At 60.8% G+C, this 18,491-nt stretch carries 17 protein-coding genes; 9 read left to right on the top strand and 8 right to left on the bottom strand.

Going from position 1 to position 18,491, the window contains the following annotated elements:
• Positions 1 to 56: 56 nt before the first annotated feature.
• Positions 57 to 2,375 (top strand): hybrid sensor histidine kinase/response regulator, encoded by a 2,319-nt coding sequence (locus LT42_RS09360; RefSeq protein WP_037011811.1) that lies wholly within the window; start codon positions 57 to 59, stop codon positions 2,373 to 2,375.
• 54 nt (positions 2,376 to 2,429) lie between these two features.
• Here LT42_RS09360 and LT42_RS09365 read toward each other — a convergent pair whose 3' ends face one another.
• Together LT42_RS09365 and msrB are read right to left on the bottom strand one after the other, a co-directional pair.
• On the bottom strand, positions 2,430 to 2,930 hold the full coding sequence (locus LT42_RS09365; RefSeq protein ID WP_037011812.1) for a glutathione peroxidase: 501 nt from the start codon (positions 2,928 to 2,930) through the stop codon (positions 2,430 to 2,432).
• An 84-nt stretch (positions 2,931 to 3,014) separates the two neighbouring features.
• The gene (gene msrB / locus LT42_RS09370; protein WP_037011813.1) at positions 3,015 to 3,413 is read right to left on the bottom strand and encodes a peptide-methionine (R)-S-oxide reductase MsrB; all 399 of its coding nucleotides are present in this window, start codon (positions 3,411 to 3,413) and stop codon (positions 3,015 to 3,017) included.
• A 192-nt stretch (positions 3,414 to 3,605) separates the two neighbouring features.
• Here msrB and LT42_RS09375 point away from each other — a divergent pair, with 192 nt between their 5' ends.
• Both LT42_RS09375 and htpX read left to right on the top strand, forming a co-directional pair.
• Complete coding sequence (locus LT42_RS09375) at positions 3,606 to 4,817, top strand: pyridoxal phosphate-dependent aminotransferase (RefSeq protein WP_037011814.1); 1,212 nt, start codon at positions 3,606 to 3,608, stop codon at positions 4,815 to 4,817.
• Positions 4,818 to 5,082: 265 nt separating this feature from the next.
• Entirely contained in the window at positions 5,083 to 5,970 is an 888-nt protein-coding gene (htpX, locus tag LT42_RS09380) for a protease HtpX (RefSeq protein WP_037011815.1), read from the top strand.
• Positions 5,971 to 6,074: 104 nt separating this feature from the next.
• On the opposite strand, the gene LT42_RS09385 is transcribed toward htpX, so the two are convergent.
• Positions 6,075 to 6,731, bottom strand: a complete 657-nt coding sequence (locus tag LT42_RS09385; RefSeq protein ID WP_037011816.1) for a thiopurine S-methyltransferase — start codon at positions 6,729 to 6,731, stop codon at positions 6,075 to 6,077.
• Between the two features lie 105 nt (positions 6,732 to 6,836).
• On the opposite strand from LT42_RS09385, the gene LT42_RS09390 reads away from it, so the two are divergent.
• The 3 genes from LT42_RS09390 to LT42_RS09400 all read left to right on the top strand — a co-directional run bounded on the left by LT42_RS09390 (position 6,837) and on the right by LT42_RS09400 (position 9,279).
• A complete protein-coding gene (locus LT42_RS09390) occupies positions 6,837 to 7,604 on the top strand; it encodes a DODA-type extradiol aromatic ring-opening family dioxygenase (protein ID WP_037011818.1) in 768 nt (255 codons plus the stop codon).
• A gap of 298 nt (positions 7,605 to 7,902) precedes the next feature.
• Positions 7,903 to 9,021, top strand: a complete 1,119-nt coding sequence (locus tag LT42_RS09395) for an S-type pyocin domain-containing protein (RefSeq protein ID WP_037011820.1) — start codon at positions 7,903 to 7,905, stop codon at positions 9,019 to 9,021.
• Positions 9,022 to 9,033: 12 nt separating this feature from the next.
• On the top strand, positions 9,034 to 9,279 hold the full coding sequence (locus tag LT42_RS09400; protein ID WP_037011822.1) for a pyocin S6 family toxin immunity protein: 246 nt from the start codon (positions 9,034 to 9,036) through the stop codon (positions 9,277 to 9,279).
• Between the two features lie 239 nt (positions 9,280 to 9,518).
• Here LT42_RS09400 and LT42_RS09405 read toward each other — a convergent pair whose 3' ends face one another.
• A complete protein-coding gene (locus LT42_RS09405; protein WP_037011824.1) occupies positions 9,519 to 11,195 on the bottom strand; it encodes a DEAD/DEAH box helicase in 1,677 nt (558 codons plus the stop codon).
• A 416-nt stretch (positions 11,196 to 11,611) separates the two neighbouring features.
• Between LT42_RS09405 and LT42_RS09410 the strand changes: the two genes are divergently transcribed.
• Positions 11,612 to 12,403: a crotonase/enoyl-CoA hydratase family protein gene (locus LT42_RS09410; RefSeq protein ID WP_037011825.1), complete on the top strand. Its 792-nt coding sequence runs from the start codon at positions 11,612 to 11,614 to the stop codon at positions 12,401 to 12,403.
• 12 nt (positions 12,404 to 12,415) lie between these two features.
• Here the strand turns inward: LT42_RS09410 and LT42_RS09415 are convergent, their stop codons facing one another.
• Complete coding sequence (locus LT42_RS09415) at positions 12,416 to 13,171, bottom strand: spermidine synthase (RefSeq protein ID WP_037011827.1); 756 nt, start codon at positions 13,169 to 13,171, stop codon at positions 12,416 to 12,418.
• Between the two features lie 120 nt (positions 13,172 to 13,291).
• Here LT42_RS09415 and LT42_RS09420 point away from each other — a divergent pair, with 120 nt between their 5' ends.
• Positions 13,292 to 14,638, top strand: coding sequence for a class II 3-deoxy-7-phosphoheptulonate synthase (locus LT42_RS09420; protein WP_037011829.1), 1,347 nt, complete (start codon positions 13,292 to 13,294; stop codon positions 14,636 to 14,638).
• 523 nt (positions 14,639 to 15,161) lie between these two features.
• Here LT42_RS09420 and LT42_RS09425 read toward each other — a convergent pair.
• Together LT42_RS09425 and LT42_RS09430 are read right to left on the bottom strand one after the other, a co-directional pair.
• Positions 15,162 to 16,409 carry a winged helix-turn-helix domain-containing protein gene (locus LT42_RS09425; protein WP_037011830.1) on the bottom strand — a complete coding sequence of 416 codons (1,248 nt, stop codon included), beginning with the start codon at positions 16,407 to 16,409 and terminating at the stop codon, positions 15,162 to 15,164.
• 88 nt (positions 16,410 to 16,497) lie between these two features.
• Positions 16,498 to 16,731, bottom strand: coding sequence for a DUF1127 domain-containing protein (locus tag LT42_RS09430; RefSeq protein WP_037013169.1), 234 nt, complete (start codon positions 16,729 to 16,731; stop codon positions 16,498 to 16,500).
• 97 nt (positions 16,732 to 16,828) lie between these two features.
• On the opposite strand from LT42_RS09430, the gene LT42_RS09435 reads away from it, so the two are divergent.
• Positions 16,829 to 17,683, top strand: coding sequence for a LysR substrate-binding domain-containing protein (locus LT42_RS09435; RefSeq protein ID WP_037011832.1), 855 nt, complete (start codon positions 16,829 to 16,831; stop codon positions 17,681 to 17,683).
• Positions 17,684 to 17,701: 18 nt separating this feature from the next.
• On the opposite strand, the gene LT42_RS09440 is transcribed toward LT42_RS09435, so the two are convergent.
• On the bottom strand, positions 17,702 to 18,466 hold the full coding sequence (locus tag LT42_RS09440) for a sulfite exporter TauE/SafE family protein (protein WP_194734089.1): 765 nt from the start codon (positions 18,464 to 18,466) through the stop codon (positions 17,702 to 17,704).
• Positions 18,467 to 18,491 lie beyond the last annotated feature (25 nt).

The raw sequence follows: 18,491 nt of genomic DNA on the forward strand, positions 1-18,491 counted from the left end.
CGCCCGCGATCAGCTATGCTAGCTCGGCGACGGACACAAGAAGTAACAGCGCCCTTATGGATATTCCGATCACCCACCGGCTGTCTTTCAAACAGGCCCGTTTGACTGTGCTGATCGGCTTTGTATTGGGCACGCTGCTCAGTCTGTTTCAAATCGCGATCGATTATGCCAGCGAAGACGCCTCCATCGATCGTGAAATTCGCTCCCTGCTGCAAATCAGCCACAACCCCGCCTCGCGTATCGCCTACAACCTGGACGCCGAACTCGCGCAAGAGCTGACCCTGGGCCTGCTGCACTCCCCCGCCGTGGTGGGCGCGCGCCTGGCCGACAACAACCATGTCCTTCTCGCCAGCGTCACGCGCCCCTTGGCACAGAGCCCTTACCGAATGGTCAGCGACTTTCTGTTCGGCAAGAGCCGGCAGTTCGACGATGTATTGCGCCTGGATCACATGCCCGACGAGTCGATCGGCACGCTGCATCTGGACATCGACACGTTCGCGTTTGGCAGTCATTTCCTGCAGCGCGCCGTCATTACCCTCATCAATGGATTCGTGCGCAGTCTGGTGCTGGCCGGCCTGCTGCTGGCGCTGTTCTACTTCACCTTGACCAAACCGCTGACCGGGATGATCCGCGCGCTCTCTGTGCGGGACCCGCGAAGCCTGAATCAAGAGGCAATGCCCTGCCCGCCCGGCCACGAAAATGATGAAATCGGCGTGCTGGTAGCGGTCACCAATCGGCAGTTCGAGACGGTGGCCAGCGAGTTCGCCCGGCGGCAGGAGGCTGAAAAGCAGCTCAATGACCACCTCAACGAACTGGAGGACATCGTCTCTGCCCGCACCCAGCAACTCGAATCCATCAACGCCCGGCTCAGCCAGTCCAATGAGGAATTGCAGGTCGCGCGCAGCACGGCCCTGGACATGGCCCATGCAAGGTCAGCCTTTCTGGCGAACATGAGCCATGAAATTCGCACGCCACTGAACGGCCTGCTGGGCATGCTTGCATTGTCTCTGGACGGTCCGCTCAGCGCCGAACAGCGCCAGCAACTGTCTATCGCTCACGATTCGGGCAAGGTGCTGGTTGAACTGCTCAACGACATTCTGGACCTGTCCAAATTCGATGCCGGCCAGGTCGAGCTTGAGCGCATCCCGTTCGACCTCGCCGCGTTGCTTGAAGACACCGCCAGCCTGCTGTCGCAGAACGCAGCGCCGAACGTCGAACTGACCTGCCTGATCGATCCGCACTTCCCGGCTTCGGTGCTGGGCGATCCGACCCGGGTGCGTCAGATCGTCAGCAACCTGTTGTCCAATGCGCTGAAATTCACCCGGGCCGGCCGGGTCGATGTACGCCTCGCGCATTACGGCGACAGGGTGCGCATCGAGGTGTGCGACACCGGCATCGGCATCGCTCAGGACGCGCAAGCGAAGATCTTTCAGCCGTTCACCCAGGCCGAAGCGGCGATCACTCGGCAATACGGTGGGACCGGCCTGGGGCTGACCCTGACGCATAACCTGACCGATGCGATGAATGGTCAATTGAGCATCGAGTCGAACCTCGGCGTTGGCAGCCGCTTTTGCGTCGACCTGCCCTTGCCGGCGCACACTCCACCGGTGCAGTGGGCACCGCTGAAGGGCAAGGTGCTGGTGGCCAGCAACGCCAACAGCGGGTTGCTGGAGATGCTTGGCCGATTGCTCCCGCATTGGGGTGTCGCCTGCCAGCAGCTGGAAACGGGCGCTGCGCCCGACGCAGACGCCGACCTGCTCATCACTGATTGCCCCGAGTGCCTGGTAGACATACGCGATGCCAGTCGCGTGCCGGTGTTGCTGGTGACGGCATACGGCAATTTCATGCCTGCCGATCAAGTCGAGGCGTTGGCCCCGTTGCAGCAACAGGCGCGGCCTCTGCCGCGTACCGTGCTTTATCAAAGCCTGGCGCGGATCCTCCGAATCGAAGGCCAGCCCAACACCAGCCCCGAGCAAGGCATGGCGCTGCCCGCACATCGCGCGCACATCCTGCTGGTGGAAGACAACCCGGTGAATCAACTGGTAGCCAGAGGCATGCTCAGCAAGCTGGGGTGCGATGTTGTGATCAGCAGCAACGGTGCCGAGGCCCTGCAGCAACTTGAGCAGGATCACTTCGACCTGGTGTTGATGGATTGCAACATGCCGGTCATGAATGGGTACGACGCCACGCGGCAGATCAGAAAGAACGAGCGATGGTCCGCTCTGCCGATCATCGCGCTGACGGCCAACGCGATGCCGGAAGAACGAGAGCATTGCAAGGCCGCCGGCATGAGCGACTACCTGGCCAAGCCGTTTCGACGCGAAGAACTGGTGGCACTGCTGGACCAGTGGATCCCCGTTGAGCAGCCCCAATAAAGGGGCTATCAACCAAGAGGCTGTCACACTAGGGGCTGCCACACAAAGGGGCGGTCAACTGCCCGATGATTCCTTCAACAGCGCCTCGATGTCGGCTTCAATGTCTTCGGGCTTGGTCAAAGGGGCGTAGCGTTTCACCAGCTTGCCGTCACGTCCCACCAGAAATTTGGTGAAGTTCCACTTGATGCCCTGAGACCCCAGCAGACCCGGGGCGCGCTTTTTGAGCTGCACGAACAACGGGTGGGCCTGGCTGCCGTTGACGTCGATTTTCTTGAACAGCGGAAAGGTCACACCGTAGTTCAGTTCACAGAAGTCGGAAATTGCGCCTTCATTGCCCGGCTCCTGCTTGCCAAACTGATTGCACGGGAAGCCCAGCACCACGAGCCCGCGGTCCCTGTAACCTTGCCACAACGCCTCAAGGCCCTTGTATTGCGGCGTGAACCCGCACTTGCTGGCGGTATTCACCACCAGTACCGCCCTGCCGCCATAGTCGGCGAGCGTCTTCTGCTCGCCCTTGATCGTTTGCACCGGAATGTTGAGCAGACTGTCGTTCATGGCGATGCCTCAGAGTCGTAAACCGCCAAGCTAGCGCGCCGTTCTCCGGCGCGCCATCCCATTATTGCCTGTGATAAGCCGGCATCAGGCGCTTCGCGGCACCAGATCAAGGCACACAGAATTGATGCAATAGCGCAGACCAGTCGGTGGCGGTCCATCGGGGAATACGTGACCGAGGTGAGCATCACATTTGCTGCAGACGACTTCGGTGCGGATCATGCCGTGACTGACGTCGCGCACTTCGACCACCGCGCTGCCTGCAAGCGGCGCGTAAAAGCTCGGCCAGCCGCAGCCCGAGTCGAACTTGGTGGTGGAATCGAACAGCGGCTCGTTGCAGCAGATGCAATGGTAGACGCCGTCGGTCTTGGTCTCGTTGTATTTGCCGCTGAAGGGGCGCTCCGTTCCCTTGAGCCGGCAGACGTTGTACTGCTCCGGATCAAGCATGGCTTTCCATTCTTCAAGGGTTTTATCCAGCTTTTCCACGGGTCAACCTCCACAATTGAAAAAGCCCGATCTGTGTCTTTTCCACGGATCGGGTGGCACGTATGATTGCGCCTTCGTTGGGCGCCAGTCTGTCACCCGCGTTTGTCGCGTACAAATCCATTTTGCTGGCGTCATGCTCAACGGTCTGCGCTTTTTCATACAGCAGGCCGTCTCTTATCGGGACCCATCACCATGCAGTTCAGCAAATCGAACAAGCTCGCCAACGTCTGCTACGACATTCGCGGGCCGGTGCTCAAGCACGCCAAGCGCCTGGAAGAGGAAGGCCATCGCATCCTCAAGCTGAACATCGGCAACCCGGCGCCTTTTGGTTTCGAGGCGCCTGAGGAAATCCTGCAGGACGTCATCCGCAACCTACCAACAGCCCAGGGCTACAGTGACTCCAAGGGTCTGTTCAGTGCGCGCAAGGCGGTGATGCAGTACTACCAGCAGAAGGAAGTCGAAGGCGTCGGCATCGAAGACATCTACCTGGGCAACGGCGTGTCCGAACTCATCGTGATGTCGATGCAGGCCCTGCTCAATAACGGCGACGAAGTGTTGGTGCCGGCCCCGGATTATCCGCTGTGGACTGCGGCCGTGGCACTGTCGGGCGGCAACCCTGTGCATTATCTGTGTGACGAGCAGGCCAACTGGTGGCCGGATCTGGCCGACATCAAGGCCAAGATCACGCCGAACACCAAAGCCATGGTGATCATCAACCCCAATAACCCGACCGGCGCCGTATATTCCCGCGAAGTACTGCTGGGCATGCTGGAACTCGCCCGTCAGCACAATCTGGTGGTCTTTTCCGACGAGATCTACGACAAGATTCTGTACGACGACGCCGTGCACATCTGCACCGCCTCGCTGGCACCGGACCTGCTGTGCCTGACCTTCAACGGTCTGTCTAAATCCTATCGCGTGGCGGGCTTCCGCTCCGGCTGGATCGCCATTTCAGGGCCCAAGCACAATGCGCAAAGCTACATTGAAGGCATCGACATCCTGGCAAACATGCGCCTGTGCGCCAACGTGCCGAGCCAGCATGCGATCCAGACAGCGCTGGGCGGCTATCAAAGCATCAATGACCTGATCCTGCCGCAAGGCCGTTTGCTGGAGCAACGCAATCGGACCTGGGAACTGCTGAACGATATTCCTGGCGTCAGCTGCGTCAAGCCCATGGGCGCGCTGTATGCCTTTCCGCGGATCGACCCGAAAGTGTGCCCGATTCACAACGACGAGAAATTCGCGCTGGACCTGTTGCTCTCGGAAAAACTGCTGATCGTTCAAGGCACGGCATTCAACTGGCCATGGCCGGACCATTTCCGCGTTGTGACGCTGCCGCGTGTGGATGACTTGGAACAGGCCATTGGCCGGATCGGCAATTTCCTGAAATCGTACAAGCAGTAATGCTGCTTGCTGTAGGAGCCGGCTTGCTGGCGAACCCGATTATCAGTGACGACGATGTCGCCTGACACACCGGATTCGCCAGCAAGCCGGCTCCTGCAGTTTAGTGCCCAATCGCTCTAATCCTGCACTCTCGCCAAGGCCCTCATTTGCCGCGCCACAGCCAGGCGACACAGTTTGAAATAGTCGCCCGGTTGAATACGCCTCCGCATCACCTTATATACCCCCGCAGTACGATACATATTCTTCCGAGGAGACACTCTTAACCATGATGCGCATTTTGCTGTTTTTGGCCACTAACCTTGCGGTCGTGCTGATTGCCAGCATTACCCTGAGCCTTTTTGGCTTCAACGGGTTTATGGCGGCCAACGGGGTTGATCTGAACCTCAATCAGCTGCTGATTTTCTGCGCCGTGTTCGGTTTCGCCGGTTCGCTGTTCTCGCTGTTCATCTCCAAGTGGATGGCGAAAATGAGCACAGGCACCGAAATCATCACTCAACCCCGCACCCGCCACGAACAATGGCTGCTGCAGACTGTAGAACAGCTGTCTCGCGATGCCGGGATCAAAATGCCGGAAGTGGGTATTTTTCCGGCTTACGAGGCCAACGCTTTCGCGACCGGCTGGAATAAAAACGACGCGCTGGTTGCCGTCAGCCAGGGCTTGCTGGAACGGTTTTCGCCCGATGAGGTGAAAGCGGTGCTGGCGCACGAAATCGGTCACGTTGCCAACGGCGACATGGTGACGCTGGCGCTGGTCCAGGGTGTGGTCAACACCTTCGTGATGTTCTTCGCGCGGATCATCGGCAACTTCGTCGACAAGGTGATTTTCAAGAACGAAGAGGGCCGCGGTATCGCGTTCTACATCGCGACCATCTTCGCTGAAATCGTGCTGGGTTTCCTGGCCAGCGCCATCGTCATGTGGTTCTCGCGCAAGCGTGAATACCGCGCCGACGATGCCGGTGCCCGCCTCGCCGGCACTGGCGCGATGATCAGCGCACTGCAGCGCCTGCGCTCGGAGCAGGGCGTTCCGGTGCAGATGCCGGAAAGCATGACCGCCTTTGGTATCAACGGTGGCTTGAAGCACGGCCTGGCCGGTCTCTTCATGAGCCACCCGCCACTGGAAGAGCGCATCGAGGCGCTTCGCCGCCGCGGTTGATCACAGCCGGGCAACGAAAAAGGGCGACTGACAAGTCGCCCTTTTTTTGCCCAAAAAAATCGCCGTTCACTTGGACTTAATGCCGCTCCAAGCCCATCCCGCCTTTAGCGCCGATACAGCCGGTATGCATATTCCATCAGAGACGTGGCGCCGGCCTGCCTGAACTTGGCGCCCTGCTCCAGCACGTCCAGATCCGCAACGCGTTTGACCCGCCAGTCCGGCGACAGCAGCTGCATGACCTCGTCCTCGTCGACCGCGAACGGTGGCCCGGCGATCAGTGACTGATCGTAATCCAGCGTGATCAGCAACCCACAGGCGTCTTCGGACAGCAGATGATTGAGCTGCTTGATGTAACGCCAGCGCAGATCGGGGGGCAGCGCGATCAAGGCGGCGCGATCGTAAAACGCGGTGCAGTCGCCGATGTCCTCGGCACCGAGGGCAAAGAAGTCAGCGCACCAGATCTCAAACCCTTGCGCGCGATAGACCTTGAAGGCGCCCCGGGTCTCAATTTCCGCCTGCAGGCCGTTTTCACTGAAGAACCCGGCCACGGCGATTTCGGACAATTCGACGCCGACCACATGAAAATCCTGGTTGGCCAGCCAGACCATGTCGATGCTTTTGCCACACAGTGGCACCAGCACCCGCGCCCCCGGATCAATGGTGAGCTCTGTCCACAGGCGCAATAGATGCGAATTCACTGACGCCTGATTGAAGCCGATCTGATTGATCGCCCAGCGCTCATGCCAAAACCGAGGCTCCATAGACACTCCTGATATACCGATCAAAAGGGACGAAAACTTATATTAGATTCTGATCGATGGCCTGCCCGATCATGTTGCTCATCTTATACGCTCAGGTCACTGCAAATGCTGCCTAGTCTGTTCATTTCCCATGGCTCGCCGATGCTCGCGCTCGAACCGGGTGAGAGCGGTCCGGCACTCGCACGACTGTCCGCCAACCTGCCACGCCCCAGGGCCATCGTCATCGTGTCGGCGCATTGGGAGACTGCCGAGCTGCGGGTCAACGGTAACCCGCAGCCCGAGACCTGGCATGACTTCGGCGGCTTCCCGCCTGAGCTCTTTGCCGTGCAGTATCCGGCGTACGGCCTGCCGGAATTGACGCAGCGCGTGGTGGGACTGCTGGCACATGCGGGCCTTGAGGCGCGCATCGACACGCAACGCCCGTTCGACCATGGCGTCTGGGTGCCGCTGTCGCTGATGTACCCGCACGCCGATATTCCGGTGGTGCAGGTTTCGTTACCAGCTCGCCAGGGCCCTGCCTTGCAGACACGCGTCGGGCAGGCGCTCAAACACCTGCGCGAGGAAGATGTTCTGGTGATCGGCTCCGGCAGCATCACCCACAACCTGCGGGAACTGGACTGGCACGCCGGTCCCGAAAGCATCGAGCCCTGGGCGTTGGCGTTTCGCGACTGGATGGTGCAAAAGCTGGCAGCTGACGACCTGGACGCGTTGCACGACTATCGAAGCCAGGCACCGCACGCTGCGCGCAACCACCCGACCGATGAACACCTGCTGCCGCTGTATTTCGCGCGCGCGGCGGGCGGAGCGTTTAGCATCGCCCATCAAGGCTTCACCATGGGCGCGCTGGGCATGGATATCTATCGGTTTGGTTGAGTGGTAGTTCCGTCGGATGGCCTCAAGGCAATCAACCCGCGGCGGCGTTAAAGACGGGCTACCTGGGGTCGGCGTTAGCTCTGCTCATGCAAATCCGTAGGAGCCGGCTTGCTGGCGAACGCTATCTGTCCGTGACGTCTGCTCTGGCTGAAACAACGAACATCTCTCAACGACCATACCTCCCGCCCTCTTTCCATATTCCAATACCCAGCAACATCCCGTAATCGCCCTGCCGTTGACCGCTCATCGGCACGCCTGCATCCTCCCCGGCCTCAAATTCGCGGACACCAGCAGGGTCATGTTCCAGGACGACAACAAAGATCCCTTCTGGGGGGACTCGCTCTTCGCGGGCACGAAGCTTCCCAACGGCGGCGCATCGTGGGCCGGACAGAACCCGCCCCCGGAACCCGAGCGGGTGCAAACCCCGATACCTGAACGTTGGCCCGCTCCCAGTGAGCGGACCGACAAAGTCTTCGCCAAGTCCTGCGCCGCGGGCAATTGGTGCAGCACTGACGCAGGAACCGAGATAGAGCCCGCCTCCAACTTCGGCGCGATCATGATGGCGGGCGCCATGCTCATGCCGTCCGCTTCCGAAGCAATCGCCACCGCACTCGGCGCAGACATGGCATTGGGGCGCATGGCTGGCGGCGGCATCATGCAACGCGGCCATACCTGGCTGCTTCGCGGAGCGGGCGGCCCTGCAAGCCTCTTCGTTCTGGGGATGCTCCCGGCAAAGATGGGCGATGGTACGCTCTACACCGACGACGAACTGCGCAGCATGGCCCAAGCGACAACACGGGTGCGCTTCCAGCTACGTCGTGACGACGCGGGCGAGCTGCAGGTCTACGGCATTCACTCCAAAGCGTCGGGCGACGACTCGGTCCGCACAGTGCAAGCCCGCTGGAACGCTGACAAAACTGCGATGGAGGCCCACCTCAGCGGCGTCACCATTCTATGGACACCGCGCCGGGGCCGCTTCGGGTCGCTGGACCCGCTGATTTATCCCGAAAACAGCGACGCACGCCTGGGCACCGTCCTCGTCCACCCGATCCCAGACGACATGGACAGCCAGCTCGAAGGCCTCCCAGGCGAAGACGTCACTGCCGAAGACTGCATCGTCGTGTTCCCGGCTGAGTCGGGACTACGGTCAATGTATGTGGTGTATGCGCGGCCATTTAATGGGGATCATGGGTATCATCCGCCACCGAAAGAGCTAGCGGCATTTCCCGAAGCCGCGCCGGCTCGCCGGAAGGGTAACCGGCGCAGATGGGAGAGTAAGAAGAGAGTTTATGAGTGGGACTACCAGCATGGAGCAGTTGAGGTGTACGACAAACAGGGCAATCATCTGGGTGAGTTCGATCCCGAAACCGGGGAACAGACCGGTGAAGCCAAACCCGAAAGAAAAATAGCAAAATGAACAGGCCTATTTATGACATTTCTCCTTTTGACTGGCTTCTTCCCCGAGCCGAATCCAGACAGCTCGCTGCAATTTGAAAAAGACATACCATCGCGCGCAGAACCCCTGGTGCTGAACGTAATGGGTTGGGCCTCCAAACAAGACGTGCCGTCCGGCGAGCATGACCTTACGGCCCCTCAAGCTGCAGAAATACTTTCAATTCTCGGCGAGCCGTTCAGAGACGAGCTGATCTATGGGATCGGGCTCTGCAGAGCGTAAAAAGGCGCGTGGGACGTGGAGGCAAGATTGCGTTTCTTTCAGACAGTAACTGCGCACACATTAGCTTCCGCCTTAAGCCGGTCCTATAGAAGTAAACAGCCTGCCAGCGCTCCTTGACGCCGTGCTCTGCCAACCAGCATCAAAATCGCCAAAACAAAAAACCAACCCAAATCCCACACAAAAAAATCCCCGAACCAGTCGGGGATTTTTTATTCAGACAAACAACTCAAGAGAGTTGATCAGTCCTCACGATAGCGACGCAGTTTCAGCTGCTTGCCAGCAACGCGGGTGTCTTTCAGCTTGGCCAGCAGGCGCTCGAGGCCGTCTTCCGGCAGCTCGACGAGGCTGAAGCTGTCACGCACCTGGATGCGACCGATTGCTTCGCGAGCCAGACCGCCTTCGTTGAGGATGGCGCCCAGCAGGTTTTTAGCAGCGATGCCGTCACGGGCACCCAGCGCAGTACGGCAACGAGCACGGCCTTCGGCCAACGGCACCGGAGCACGACGTTCGCGGTCGCCGCGGTCAGGACGGTCGCCTGCCGGACGCTCGGGACGATCACCACGTGGCGCGTTGTTCGGCACCAGTGGACGCTCTTTCTCGATAGCACCCAGGGTCAGCGCCTGACCATTGGTGGCCTTGCGCAGCAGAGCGGCGGCCAGGGCACGCGGTGTGCAACCGATATCGGCAGTCAGGCGGTCCAGCAGTTCACCGTGGCTTGCTTCAGCATCGGCGACCAGCGGCGACAGGCTGTTGGTCAGTTTCTTGATGCGGGCATCGAGAACGGCCTGGGAGTCCGGCAGACGCACTTCGGCGATTTTCTGACCGGTCATGCGCTCGATTACCTGCAGCATGCGACGCTCACGCGGCGTTACCAGCAACAGCGCCCGACCTTCGCGACCGGCACGGCCAGTACGGCCGATACGGTGAACGTAGGCTTCCGGGTCGTACGGCATATCAACGTTGAACACGTGAGTGATGCGCGGAACGTCCAGACCACGGGCAGCAACGTCGGTGGCCACAACGATGTCCAGACGGCCATCCTTGAGCGAGTCGATGACGCGTTCACGCTGGTTCTGGGCGATGTCGCCGTTCAGTGCAGCAGCCTTGTAGCCTTTGGCTTCGAGGGCGCTTGCCAGATCCAGAGTCGCCTGCTTGGTGCGGACGAACATGATCAGGGCGTCGAAATCTTCGACTTCCAGCAGGCTCAGCACGGCAGAGGTCTTCTGGTCAGCGTGAACCAGCAGGTGAGCCTGCTCGATCGCGGTAACGGTCTGGGTCTTGCTCTGGATCTTGACGTGCTTCGGGTCTTTCAGGTGACGCTCGGCGATCGCGCGGATCGACTGCGGCAGGGTCGCCGAGAACAGTACGGTCTGACGGGTCTCCGGCATGGCCTTGAAGATGACTTCGAGGTCATCCATGAAGCCCAGCTTGAGCATTTCGTCGGCTTCGTCGAGCACCAGGTGATTCACCGTGGCCAGGACTTTCTCGTCACGGCGCAGGTGGTCACACAGACGACCCGGGGTGGCGACGACGATTTGAGCGCCGTTGCGGATGGCTTTCAGCTGTGGGCCCATCGGCGCGCCGCCGTAGACAGCCACAACGGTAACGCCCGGCATTTGCTTGGCGTAGGTTTCGAACGCGGTGGCCACTTGCAGGGCCAGTTCACGAGTCGGCGCGAGGATCAGCGCTTGCGGCTCGCGTTTTGCCGGGTCGATGCGGCTCAGGATAGGCAGAGCGAAGGCGGCGGTTTTACCGGTCCCTGTCTGCGCCTGGCCGATCATGTCGTGACCGGCGAGAATGATTGGAATCGATTGCTGCTGAATGGCCGAAGGCTCTTCGTAGCCGGTAGCGACTACAGCTGCAACAATATTCGGATGAAGGTTAAGAGCGGCGAAGCCGCCGGTTTCCTGGGTCATGGGTCTGCCTCTGAGTGCATCCGCAAAGACCCATGCTTCAAAGCTGCGCGTGCCGTGTAAGACCCTAGAGTCACCCTGGCTGCTTTGTCGGCGGGGATTTGCGAAAACGTATTGATGAATGGATCGTCATGGGTGGTTCGTGACCGAACCGGTTAATGAAGATGGCTTCACAAACCCATACCGTGACGAGGGCCCTATGAAAGGCCGGCGCGCACTATACCGGAAATACTGAAAAAAGTGAGGATTTTTTTCGCAAAACAGCGCCTTGCGGCCAACTGTCACAGGCTTTGCGCAAAGCTGCGACAGTGTCTACTTTTCAACTGCCCCGGTATCGATGGCGAACAGAGCTTAAACGATTCACCCGCACAGTGCGACACCTCACCCTTCCTTTCTCCTCATCTGCAGGAAACAGCGACATGACCTCTTCGACTCAAGGCCACGTCAGCAAGGAACAGCGCGGCGCAATCATGCTCATTGGCCTGGACCGCGCCAGCAAACGCAACGCCTTCGACATCCACATGCTTGACGAGTTAAGCCTGGCCTACGGTGACTTCGAGCGTAACGAGCAGGCCCGAGTGGCGGTTGTGTTTGCACATGGCGAGCATTTCACGGGTGGGCTTGACCTCGCAGAAGCCGGCCCTTCCCTCAAGGAGGGCTGGACGCTGCCACCGGGTGGGTATGACCCCTGGCGGCTGGGGATCGGTCCGCGGGTCAGCAAACCGGTGATTGTGGCTGCCCAGGGTTACTGCCTGACGCTGGGCATTGAGCTCATGCTGGCCGCCGATATCAACGTCTGTGCCAGCAACGCCCGCTTCGCCCATCTGGAAGTACAACGCGGGATTTTTGCCTTTGCCGGGGCCACCCTTCGATTGCACCAGATCGCCGGCTGGGGAAACGCCATGCGCTGGCTGCTCACCGGCGACGAATTCGACGCACACGAAGCGTGCCGCATGGGTCTGGTGCAGGAAGTGCTGGCGCCCGAAGACCTCTTTCCCGCTGCGTTGCGCCTGGCACAACACATCGCTGACCGCGCGCCGCTGGGCGTTCTCTCAACCCTCGAATCAGCGCGGCAGGCGGTACTGGAGGGTGAAGCCGTGGCGGCCAGGGCGCTGCCCGCACTGGTTCGGCGGGTGCTCGACAGCGAGGACGCAACGGAAGGCTTGCAGGCGTTGCTGGACAAACGCCCGCCGCAGTTCAAGGGCTGCTGACGAGCGTGCCGATCAGGTGGCGGGCCTCAGTGTTTTGATCAGTGGCAACAGTGAATAGCCCAGCTGCGGCGCAAGGCTCTCGGCGCGCTGGGTCAGGGCCTCAATGTCCAGCGTCTGCTCAAGGTCGGCAGGGACGATGAGAATGACGTTGCCCTCCTTCACCGGCAGTTCCCAGTAATGCCGGTGATACAACCCGCGCAGCAACGCGGCACCCAGAGGTTTGCCGTCGTCTGACGCCCACTGGTTGATGATCAGCCAGCCGCCTGGGTTGAGGCGCTGTTGGCATTTCTCCAGAAACCCCCATGCCAGGTGGCCCACCGCCGGGCCGGTGTCGGTATACAGATCGACGAAGATGAGGTCGGCGTCTTCAGCGCTCGGCAGCAATTCGAGGGCATCGCCAATGCGCACATACAGTCGCGGATCGTCCTGAAGGCCCATGAACTCCATGGCCAGACGCGGCACGTCGGGGCGCAGTTCGATGGCTTCGACGTCGTCCAGGGGCAGAAACTTCAAACAGGCCTGGGTCAATGTGCCCGCGCCAAGGCCCATGAACAACGCGCTCTCCGGGCTCGGATGGCAGAGCGCACCAACGAACATCGCACGGGTGTAGTCGTATTCGAGCCAAGCGGGATCGGCGGTGAACGTGCAGCTTTGTTCGATGGCGTCGCCGAATTCGAGGAAGCGGTAGTCGGCCACCTCGAGTACGCGGATCATCCCGAAGTCGTCGTGAACCTCGGCCAATACGTGCTCTACGCGTTCCTCGGTCATTACTGCTCTCGTGCCCATGGGAAAGCGCGGATTGTCGGCGAATCGCGCCCCGCAGGTCACGCAAATTCTCGGAATGAGCTGCTACCATGCCTGTCCGATCGCACTGACTTCGAGTTCACCATGAGCCAACCCTGGAGCCCCGACAGCTGGCGGAGCCTGCCCATCCAGCAGCAACCGCAATACCCTGACGCCGAGCACGTGCGCCGTGTCGAGCAGACGCTGGCCAGCTATCCCCCGCTGGTCTTCGCCGGGGAGGCGCGCGAGCTGCGCAGGCAGTTTGCCGAGGTCACCGAGGGCCGCGCATTCCTGCTGCAGGGCGGCGACTGCGCCGAGAGCTTCTTCGAGTTCTCGGCTGCGAAAATCCGTGACACGTTCAAAGTGCTGCTGCAAATGGCGATCGTCATGACGTTCGCTGCCGGCTGCCCTGTGGTGAAGGTCGGGCGCATGGCCGGCCAATTCGCCAAACCGCGCTCCTCCAACGACGAAACCATAGACGGTGTGACACTGCCCGCCTACCGCGGCGACATCGTCAATGGCATCGGCTTCGACGAAAAAAGCCGTGTGCCCGACCCTGACCGCCTGCTCCAGGCGTATCACCAGTCCACTGCAACGCTCAACTTGCTGCGCGCCTTCGCTCAAGGCGGTTTTGCCGACCTGCATCAGGTGCACAAGTGGAACCTTGATTTCATCGCCAACTCGGCCCTGTCGGACAAGTACAGCCAGCTCGCTGACCGCATCGACGAGACCCTCGCGTTCATGCGCGCGTGCGGCCTGGACACCTCGCCGCAGCTGCGTGAGACCAGTTTCTTCACCGCCCACGAAGCGCTCCTGTTGAATTTCGAAGAAGCGTTCGTGCGTCGCGACAGCCTGACCAACGACTTCTACGACTGCTCCGCGCACATGCTGTGGATCGGCGACCGCACGCGGCAGCTGGACGGCGCCCATGTGGAATTTCTGCGCGGGGTGAAGAACCCGATCGGCGTCAAGGTCGGCCCGAGCATGAATACCGACGACCTGATTCGCCTCATCGACATCCTCAACCCGGACAACGATCCGGGGCGTTTGAACCTGATCGCGCGCATGGGCGCCAACAAGGTGGGGGATCACTTGCCGGGGCTGATTCGTGCGGTCGAGCGCGAAGGCAAAAAGGTGCTGTGGAGCTCGGACCCGATGCACGGCAACACGATCAAGGCCAGCAGCGGTTACAAGACCCGCGATTTCGCGCAGATCCTGGCCGAGGTGAAAGCTTTCTTCCAGGTGCATCAGGCGGAAGGGACTTATGCCGGCGGCATTCACATCGAGATGACCGGTCAGAACGTCACCGAGTGCATCGGCGGCGCCCGTCCGATTACCGAAGACGGCCTGTCGGATCGTTATCACACCCATTGCGACCCACGGATGAATGCCGATCAGTCGCTGGAGCTGGCGTTTTTGATTGCCGAAACGTTGAAGCAGGTGCGTCGATAAGCGGGGCTGCGGCTGGCCGAGATTGCCCCTTCCCGGCTAAAGCCGGTCCCACTAAAAGCGCGCTTTCTCTTCGCGGGAAAGCGCGCCCCTACAGTCGGTCCAGGCCACCTCAGAAATCTGCGGCATCCACGGACCTGTAGGAGCCGGCTTGCTGGCGAACGCGGTGTGTCAGGTTCGGGATGTCACCGGCTGACATTTTTCGCGGGCAAGCGCGATCCTACAATCGATCCGGACGCCTCAGAAAACCTCGGCACAAGGAAACCTGCTGCCTACACGAATCTGTAGGAGCCGGCTTGCTGGCGAACGCGGTGTGTCAGGTTCGACGATGTCACCGGCTGACATTTTTCGCGGGCAAACGCGCTCCTACAGTCGGTCCAGGCCACCTCAGAAATCTGCGGCATCCACGGACCTGTAGGAGCCGGCTTGCTGGCGAACGCGGCGTGTCAGGTTCGGGGATGTCACCGGCTGATATTTTCGCGGGCAAACGCGCTCTTGCAGAAGCGCCGTCAACTGCAAGATGCGTTTACAGATGATCGAAGCCGCTGGCGACAAAGGCCCCTCGCAAGCGTGTCGCACTGGCGCGCTGGCAATTGATCAGCACCTGCGGCAGGCCTAGCCAGTTGGCCAGTTGCCGCAGCTGGTGCGCCAGGGCGTGCATGCCCTCGTCATCCAGCCCAGGTTGCTCTTCGTGCACCGCATGCACCGCCAACCGCCCCGCCGCTCGTTCGGCACGCAGATCGATACGCGCGGCAATCCGCTCGTTGTGCAGAAATGGCAGCACGTAATAGCCATAAACCCGCTTGTGTGCAGGGGTGTAAATTTCCAGGCGGTAATGGAAATCGAACAGCCGCTCGGTGCGTGCCCGCTCCCAAATCAACGAATCGAATGGCGAGAGCAAGGCGCTGGCAGTGACTTTGCGCGGCACCGCTGCGCCCGCAAGTGCGTAACCCAATTGTTTCCAGCCCTCCACCTGAACAACCTGAACTGCGCCCTCCTCCACCAGCTCCGCCAAGCCACGCCTGGCGGGAGCCGGGTCCTGACGGAAATAATCGCGCACGTCCTTTTCAGTGCCAACACCCAGCGCCGTGACCGCCTGCAGCAGCAAGCCGCGCTGGGCGTCGGCTTCGCCAATGTCGGGATGCTGAATGACCGCAGATGGCAGCACGCGCTCGGGCAAATCATAAAGCCGCTCGAAGCCGCGACGGCCGGCGACCGTGACTTCACCCGCTGCGAATAACCATTCCAGCGCCTGCTTTTCAGCACTCCAGTCCCACCATGGCCCGGCTCGCTCCTGACGGGTGCTGATGCTGCCGGCGCCCAACGCGCCCCGTTCGCGAACGGTCTGCAGCACCCTGGCGATGGTCGCCGTTTGCTCACGGCCAAATGTCGCCAGGTGCTGATAAATCCCTTCCCCCTGGGCGGCGCGGCGCATTCGCCAGCGCATCAGCGGGTACAACTCGATCGGCAGCAGCGACGCCTCGTGGCCCCAGTACTCGAACAGCTTGCGCTGCCGGCCCTGGCTCCACGCCGCCTGATCAAGCAAGGTGCGCGAGTAGTTACCCAACCGGGAAAAGAGCGGCAGATAGTGCGACCTCACCAGCGCATTGACCGAGTCGATCTGCAGCACGCCGAGCCGTGCAATCAGCCGAGTAACGTGCGCCGCCTTGATCGTTGCAGGTGGCTGGCGGCTGCCAAATCCCTGAGCCGCCAGCGCCAGACGGCGCGCATGCTGGATGGAAAGTTGCGTGTAAATCGGCGGTTCGGCGGGCATCTCGACCTCCTTGGCAGAGCCCAACGCTAACCGATCACCGGGGTTCTGTCAGGGCCTCATCGACCGGACTCCTTCTTCCCTTCGGTTTTCAACGCTTCATAGGATCGTCCCAGAACGGCCGCTCCATTTCCTCGTACACATCTGCACGGCTGAGGCCCATGTCCTTCAGTGCGTCATCACTTAGCGTCGCCAACTCGACGCGCTCGCGGTGCAGCTTCCACCAACGCGCAATCTGCTCCACCGCTGCCTTCCACCAGCGTTCAGGCGCGAACTGCCGCGACACGGGTTTAACCACCAGCACATAACCTTTTTGGCTTTTCATCATCCTGCCCTCCAAGTGGGGATAGGCAGAGTGTTGCTTCAGGCTTAAGATCAATCCAACGAATGTTTCTTATGCACTGCATCTGGGAGATTGATGCATGACCACCTACCCGAGCATCGACAGCGAACTGCTGCGCACCTTCGTCGCCATCGCAGACGAAGGCGGCTACACCAAGGCTGGCGAGGTGGTTAACCGCACGCAGTCGGCAGTCAGCATGCAGATGAAACGGCTGGAGGAGGATGTGGTGCGGCGGCCCTTGTTTGTCAAAGACGGCCGCACCGTCAGCTTTACCGCGGAAGGCCAGGTGCTGCTGGGTTACGCGCGCAGGATTCTGAAGCTGCACAGCGAGGTATTCAACACGCTGCGCGAGCCGCACATGGTCGGTACGGTGAAAATCGGCACGCCCGACGATTATGTGATGCGTTTTTTACCGGGGATTCTGCAGCGCTTTGCCCAGGCCTATCCGCTGGTGCAAGTGGAGGTGCATTGCGAGTCTTCTTCGCAACTGCTGCAACGCCAGGACCTCGACCTCAGCATCGTCACCCGCGAGCCGGGCAAGGAAATTGGTCAGATTCTGCGTCAGGAGCGGTTCGTCTGGGCTGTCGGCGCAGGCTTTTGCCCTCATGAGCAAACGCCGATGCCGTTGGCAATGTTCAACACCGACTGCTTTTGCCGACAGTGGGCGACCAACGCGCTGGAGGCGTCCGGTCGGGAGTACCGAGTGGCGTATACCAGTGCGAGCCTGTCAGCGATCATGGCAGTGGTCAGCGCAGGGCTGGCGGTGACGGCGCAGCTGCAAAGCCTGATCACCTCGGACCTGGAAGTTCTGGGCGAAAGCCACGGGCTGCCGCAGTTGCCTTCGGCGAGCATCGTGCTGCTGCGCAACCCCAACAATCCTTCGCCGATTACTGAATGTCTGGCTGACCACATTGCCGAAGGCTTCAAGCTTTAGCCGAGGGTCAACGCCCAGTCAGAGCTTGAAGCACAGCATGATCGCGCAGATCACCAGAAAGCCGCAGAACAACGACCGCAATACCCGCTCCGGCAAGCTGTGCGCCAGAGCCACTCCCCAACTGATACTGGCCAGCCCCCCCATGGCCAACGGAATGCCCATCTGCCAGTCCACATGGTCATGCAAGGCGTAGGTCGCCAAAGTGATGGTGGTGCTCGGCGCCGCCAATGCCAGTGCCAGGCCTTGCGCTGCCACTTGGGTCGCGCCGAAGATGCCGGTCAGGATGGGCGTGGCGATCACCCCGCCGCCAACGCCGAACAAGCCGGCGGTGACGCCCGAGCCCAGCCCCAACAACCACAGCCATCGGGCATGGCGCAGCTCGGCGCCGGCAGTGCCTTTGCGCCAGAACATCTGGATCAGGTTGAACAGGGTCAGCACGACCAGAAAGGCTACGAACCCCAGGCGCATGAGTTGCGGATCGACCCGAACAGCCCAGAGTGACGTCAGCCAGGACATCGTAAAACTCGGCACGATGAGCATCAGCGCATGACGCACCGACACCCGGTTGCGCTGGTTGTAGCGCCACAATGCCAACAGCACGTTGGGCAATACCATCAACAGCGCCGTGCCTTGCGCCAATTGCTGATCGAGCCCGAACAGCACCCCCAGCGCCGGGATGGCCACCAGCCCGCCGCCAATGCCGAACAACCCGCCCAATGTGCCCATGGCAGCGCCCAACAGCAGGTACAGCAATACATCGACAATCACGTCCGATCCTCTCATCCATTTCTGCGCGCATGCTACGCAG

The organism is Pseudomonas lutea, from assembly GCF_000759445.1.
GTDB lineage: Bacteria > Pseudomonadota > Gammaproteobacteria > Pseudomonadales > Pseudomonadaceae > Aquipseudomonas > Aquipseudomonas lutea.